This window comes from Streptomyces sp. NPDC057654 (assembly GCF_042800135.1).
Lineage (GTDB): Bacteria > Actinomycetota > Actinomycetes > Streptomycetales > Streptomycetaceae > Streptomyces.
Genome location: NZ_JBHVHQ010000605.1, coordinates 1 through 5,377, shown reverse-complemented (window position 1 = coordinate 5,377; position 5,377 = coordinate 1). Strand labels below are relative to the sequence as shown.

The window sequence follows — 5,377 nt, the reverse complement described above, 5'->3', positions numbered from 1 at the left end:
GATGAAGTCGAGGCGGGAGCGGAGACGGCGTAGGATTACCGGGCGGGGGCCGAAGGCCCGGATACGCGCCCGCTACGCCCGCCCGGCCGTCTTCTGCGTCTTCCGGGACACCGAGTCGATCACCACGGCGGCGAGCAGCACCGCGCCGGTGATCATGTCCCGGATGGCGGCGGCGACGCCCAGCAGCGCCATGCCGGACGTGATCGCCTGGATGACCAGCACGCCGAGCAGCGCCGACCAGGTCTTGCCGCGCCCGCCGAAGAGGCTGGTGCCGCCGATGACTGCCGCCGCGATGGCGTTCATCAGCAGGCTGCCCGCACCGGAGGACTGGTTGGCGGCATTGAGCTGGGAAGCCAGGAAGAGCCCGCCAATCGCCGCCATCGTGCCGGAGAGCGCGAAGACGGAGATCCGGATGGCGACGACGTTGATGCCGGCGCGGCGGGCCGCCTCGACGCTGCCGCCGAGCGCGAAGATCTTCCGCCCGTACGAGGTGCGCCGCAGCACGAAGTCGAAGCCGATGACGAACACCATGAAGATGACCACCGCGAGCGGCAGCCCCTTGTAGTTGTTGAACAGCCAGGCGACGAGGAAGGCGGGCACCGCGACGAAGACGGTGCGCAGCACGATCTCACTCAGCGGCCGGCTGGGCACACCGGCCGCCTCCCGTCGCCTGCTGTCCAGGAAGGACAGTCCGAAGAAGGCGACGACGGCGAGCAGCGCCACCCCATATGCGACGGCGACGTCGCTGAAGTAGTAGTTGGTGAACTGGGAGAGCAGCCCGTCGGAATCCATGTTGATGGTGCCGTTGGAGCCGAGCATCTGGAGCATCAGCCCGTTCCAGCCGAGCAGGCCGGCCAGGGTGACGACGAACGCCGGTACGCCGATCCGGGCGAAGAAGAAGCCGTGGAACGCGCCGACCAGCGCGCCGCTCACCACCGCGAGGATCAGCACTTCCCATTCGGGCATGCCGTGATTGACGTTCAGCACGGCGAAGATCGCGGCGGCCAGGCCGCTCACCGAGCCCACCGACAGGTCGATCTCGCCGAGGATCAGCACGAAGACGATGCCGACGGCGATCAGCCCGGTGCCGGTCGCGTCGACGAAGAGGTTGTTCAGGTTCTCCGCGCTGAGGAACCGCGCATTCTGGAACTGGAAGACCAGAGCGATGATGATCAGGCCGATGACCACGGGCAGCGAGCCGAGCTCGCCGCTGCGCACCTTGCGCCAGAAGTCGTCGAGGTAGCCCTTGAAGCCCTGCTGGCGCACGAGCAGCCGGGGGTCGACGACGGTCACGGCGCCTTCGGCGGCCGGGGCGTCCGACACGGCCGGCCCGTCTACGGGGTCGCCCTCGGTGCGGGACAGGTTCGCGCTCATTTCTGCGCCTCCGTGGTACGCGCCTCACGGCGGGTCACGGCGTTCTCCGTGGCGCCCGTGATGGCGGAGATGATCTCCTCCTGGGAGGTGGTCCGCACCTCGAAAATGCCGTTGTTGCGGCCGAGTCGGAGCACCGCGACCCGGTCGGCGACGGCCTTCACATCGGCCATGTTGTGGCTGATGAGGATCACGCCGAGGCCGCGCTCGCGCAGCCGCTCCACGAGGTCGAGCACCTGCGCGGTCTGCTCGACGCCCAGCGCCGCCGTCGGCTCGTCGAGGATGACGACCTTGGGCTCGCCGAGCAGCGAACGGGCGATGGCGACGGTCTGCCGCTGGCCGCCGGAGAGCGAGGCGACGGGGATGCGGACGCTCGGGATGCGGATCGAGAGGGTGGCGAGCAGCTCGCGGGAGCGCCGCTCCATCTCCACCTCGTCGAGGATCCCGGCGCGTTTGAGCTCGCGGCCGAGGAAGAGGTTGCCGACGACGTCGAGGTTGTCGCAGAGCGCGAGGTCCTGGTAGACGGTCGCGATGCCCAGCGCCTGGGCGGTGTGCGGCCGGTCGACGGTGACGGCCCGGCCCTCCCACTCGATGGTGCCGCCATCGGCGGGGCCGACCCCGGCGATGGCCTTGACCAGGGTGGACTTGCCGGCGCCGTTGTCGCCGACCAGGGCGACCACCTCGCCGGGGTGGATCTCCAGCTCAACGTCGGTGAGCGCCTGCACGGCGCCGAACCGCTTGGAGACCCCGCGCAACGCCAGCACGGGCGTAGCGGACACGTGAATCATCTCCTTCGCCCGCCGGACCGGCGGGGGTGTGGCATCCGGCGCCCGGCCCTCGGCGGGGTGGGATGAGGCGCTGGGCGCCGGACGGACTTCGGGGGTGCGCTGTGCCCGTACGGGTACGCGCCGCGCGACGCGCGTACGTACGCGACTCCCGTACAGGGCGAGGGAATCAGCGGCTCGCCGCCGACGGCCTACTTCAGACCGGCCTTGTCGCACTCGGCCTTGTACTTGGCCGTGCAGATCTCGTCCAGGTTGAAGAAGCCTTCCTTGCCGACGTACTTGCCGATGTCGGCCTTGGTCAGCGCGAAGGGGTCGACGATGATCGAGGGGACCTTCTTCGCGGTGCCGCTGTCGACGGTGGACTTGGCGATGCCGTCGAGGGACTTGCCCTTGGCGAGGGCGACGGCCATCTCGGCGGCGGCGTCGGCCTCGGGCTTGTAGGGCTTGTAGACGCTCATGAACTGCTCGCCGGTGAGGATGCGCTGGACGGCGGAGAGCTCGGCGTCCTGGCCGGTGACGGGCGGCAGCTTGGTGTAACCCGCGCCCTTGAGCGCGGTGATGATGCCGCCCGCCATGCCGTCGTTGGCGGAGTAGACGCCGACGATGTTGTCCTTGCCGAGCGAGGCGATGGCGCCCTTCATGTTCTGGTTGGCGTTCTCCGGCTTCCACTCCTTGGTGTCGTACTCCCGGCCGATCTTGACCTTGCCGTCGAGCACGGAGTGGGCGCCGTCCTTGTAGGACTTGGCGTTCGGGTCGGTGATCGATCCGTTCATCATGACGATCTGGCCCTTGGACGCCTTGTCGCCGAGCTCCTTGAGCAGCGACTCGCCCTGGATCTTGCCGACGCGCTCGTTGTCGACGGAGGTGTACGCCTTGATGGGGCCCTCGGCGAGGCGGTCGAAGGCGACGACCGGAATGCCCGCGTCGTCGGCCTTCTTGACCGAGCTGGCTATGGACTTGGCGTCCACGGCGTCCAGGATCAGGGCGTCGACCTTCTTGGTGATCACCGTGTCGACCTGCTGCTGCTGGACGGACGGGTCCTGCTTGGCGTTCTCATAGACGATCTTGGTGTCGGCGCCCGCCAGTTCCTTGATCTTCTTCTCCATGAGCGGCCGGTCGAACCGCTCGTAGCGCGCGGTCTGGTTCTCCGGCAGCAGCAGCCCGATGGTCAGCGGGCCGCTCTTGTCCTTCTTCTTCCCGCCATTGTCGCCGGCCTCCTTGGCCGATCCACAGGCGGCGAGTCCGGCGGCCATCGAGACGGCGGCCACGGCCACGGCAGCACGACGCAGTTGCGTGTTCACGTGAGATACCTCCCTGACGAGGCCGCGTCGTTGCGGCCGAGGTGGCTGGAAGTCAACTCGGCTGCCAGGGGAGCGTCAATAAGTAAATCCTTAACGAGATGGCAACGATGCCATTCGTTATCTGCGTGAACTCAAGAGACGCGAGCGGCAGTGGTCAGGCAAGGGCGGTGGCGTCGGTCGCCTGCCCGGCAGTCTGCGCGGTCGGCTGGGTCCGGTCCAAGAGGGTCGAATCGCCCATCTCGCTGAGTACGAGCGCCAGCGCGCCGAGCACCTCGGCACGGCCGCCCAGCGCACCGGGCACGACCTCCAACTGCCGTGCCGCGCTGGGGATCGCGTACCGCGAGACGGAGTCGCGGATGGGGGCGAGCACCAGCTCACCGGCGTCCGCGAGGTCGCCGCCGAGCACGACGCGGCTCGGGTTGAGCAGATTGCAGAGGTTCGCCACGCCGCTGCCGATGTGCCGGCCCACGTCCGCGATGACGCGCCGGCAGCCGGGGTCGCCCTCGCCGGCCAGCGCCACCACCCGCTCCATGGTGAGGTCCGGTCCGTGGCTGGAGTGCAGCAGCGGCAGCACGTAACGGGCGGCGGCGAACGTCTCCAGGCAGCCGCGGTTGCCGCACCGGCACACCGGCCCGGACTCGTCGAGGGTGATGTGGCCGATCTCCCCGGCGGTGCCGCCGGGCCCGCGGTAGATCTGCCCGCTGATCACCAGCCCGGCCCCGACGCCGCCGGCCACCTTGATGTACGCGAGGTCGGCCGCGCCGCGCCCGCCTCCCCAGACCAGCTCGCCGAGCGCGCCGAGGTTGGCGTCGTTGTCGACGTACACCGGCACCCCGAGCCGGGCGCCGAGGTCGTCGCGCGGGTTGGTGCCGACCCAGCCCGGCAGGATCGAGGTGGAACCCAGTACTCCGGACTCGACGTCGATGGGGCCGGGCACGCCGAGCCCCACTCCGACGATCTTGTGCCGGCTGATGCCGTTGTTCTCGATCAGCCTGCTGACCAGCGTCTCGGCCCGGTCCATGCCCTGCTCCGCGGACGCGTCCACGTCCAGCGGCTCCACCACCTCGTCCACCACGCGGTGGGCGAGGTTGCCGAGGGCGACCCGCAGGTGCGTATGGCCGAAATCGACCCCGACGACGATGCCGGCGTCCCCGGAGAGCGAGACGCTGCGCGCCCGGCGTCCGCCGGAGGAGGTCGGCGTGACCTCGACCGTGCCGCCTTCCTTCAACTCCCGCACGATGTTGGAGACCGTGGCGGCGGACAGCCCCGTGGTCCGGGCGATCTCGGCCTGGGTGAGCGACCCGGCCATCCGCACCGCGCGCACGACCCGCTCAAGGTTGGCCCGGTGCAGCGACGACTGCGATCCCGGAGTCTCCACGCCCATCCACTCCCGCCTCGTAAGACGGCACGACGGCCGCCCCGTCGGCCGGACCACGTCCATGGAGCCCGGCCATGTCTACAACATGTGAACTCTAAGCTGAGCTGGCCCGGTTGTATCCCGTCAAGACCTTGAACAGCGGCATCCACCGGCGAGCCCCGGAGAATCTTCCCATGTTCGCACATATCTTCGATGCTGGGCCTGGCGCGCCCCTCATCGCCCCTTCATCGCCCCTGCCCGGGGCGGCGGCCCGGCGCAGTGCGGGCGCGGCAACGACCTAGCCTTACGGGATGAATTGGGACGACGAACAACTGCTGCGGCTGGAGGCCGACGCGATCTACGGGCTCACCGAGGAGCCCAGTCGGAGACGGCCCGGCGTGCGGGACCCGAAGGTGCGCGCCGTGTGGTCGTGGTCGCCGCGCGCCCGGATATTCGCGCTGCGTCCGGGTATGGAGGAGCCCGGCGGCGAGCCGGAAGAAGAGGCACAGGCGTACGCGCCCGGCGCGGTGCCGCGCGCGCTGGAGCGGCTGGCCGGCTCGCTC

The 5,377-nt window shown here is 69.6% G+C and carries 4 protein-coding genes and 1 pseudogene; 1 reads left to right on the top strand and 4 read right to left on the bottom strand.

Annotation, left to right across the window (positions count from 1 at the left end; all coding sequences use genetic code 11):
- Positions 1-72: 72 nt before the first annotated feature.
- From ACFU99_RS31735 to ACFU99_RS31720, 4 genes are all read right to left on the bottom strand, one after another.
- Positions 73-1,374 (bottom strand): sugar ABC transporter permease, encoded by a 1,302-nt coding sequence (locus ACFU99_RS31735; protein ID WP_384398589.1) that lies wholly within the window; start codon positions 1,372-1,374, stop codon positions 73-75.
- Complete coding sequence (locus tag ACFU99_RS31730) at positions 1,371-2,159, bottom strand: ATP-binding cassette domain-containing protein (RefSeq protein WP_384398587.1); 789 nt, start codon at positions 2,157-2,159, stop codon at positions 1,371-1,373. Before ACFU99_RS31730 ends, ACFU99_RS31735 begins: the two co-directional genes overlap by 4 nt.
- A 188-nt stretch (positions 2,160-2,347) precedes the next feature.
- On the bottom strand, positions 2,348-3,457 hold the full coding sequence (locus ACFU99_RS31725) for a substrate-binding domain-containing protein (RefSeq protein ID WP_384398585.1): 1,110 nt from the start codon (positions 3,455-3,457) through the stop codon (positions 2,348-2,350).
- Between the two features lie 154 nt (positions 3,458-3,611).
- The gene (locus ACFU99_RS31720) at positions 3,612-4,835 is read right to left on the bottom strand and encodes an ROK family protein (RefSeq protein ID WP_384398583.1); all 1,224 of its coding nucleotides are present in this window, start codon (positions 4,833-4,835) and stop codon (positions 3,612-3,614) included.
- Positions 4,836-5,125: 290 nt separating this feature from the next.
- Between ACFU99_RS31720 and ACFU99_RS31715 the strand changes: the two are divergent.
- Positions 5,126-5,377, top strand: a pseudogene (locus ACFU99_RS31715) (hypothetical protein); the annotation flags it as partial.

Excerpts from the sequence above, each read along its gene's own strand:
- ACFU99_RS31735 (WP_384398589.1), bottom strand. The coding sequence starts at position 1,374 with ATGAGCGCGAACCTGTCCCGCACCGAGGGCGACCCCGTAGACGGGCCG.
- ACFU99_RS31730 (WP_384398587.1), bottom strand. The coding sequence starts at position 2,159 with ATGATTCACGTGTCCGCTACGCCCGTGCTGGCGTTGCGCGGGGTCTCC.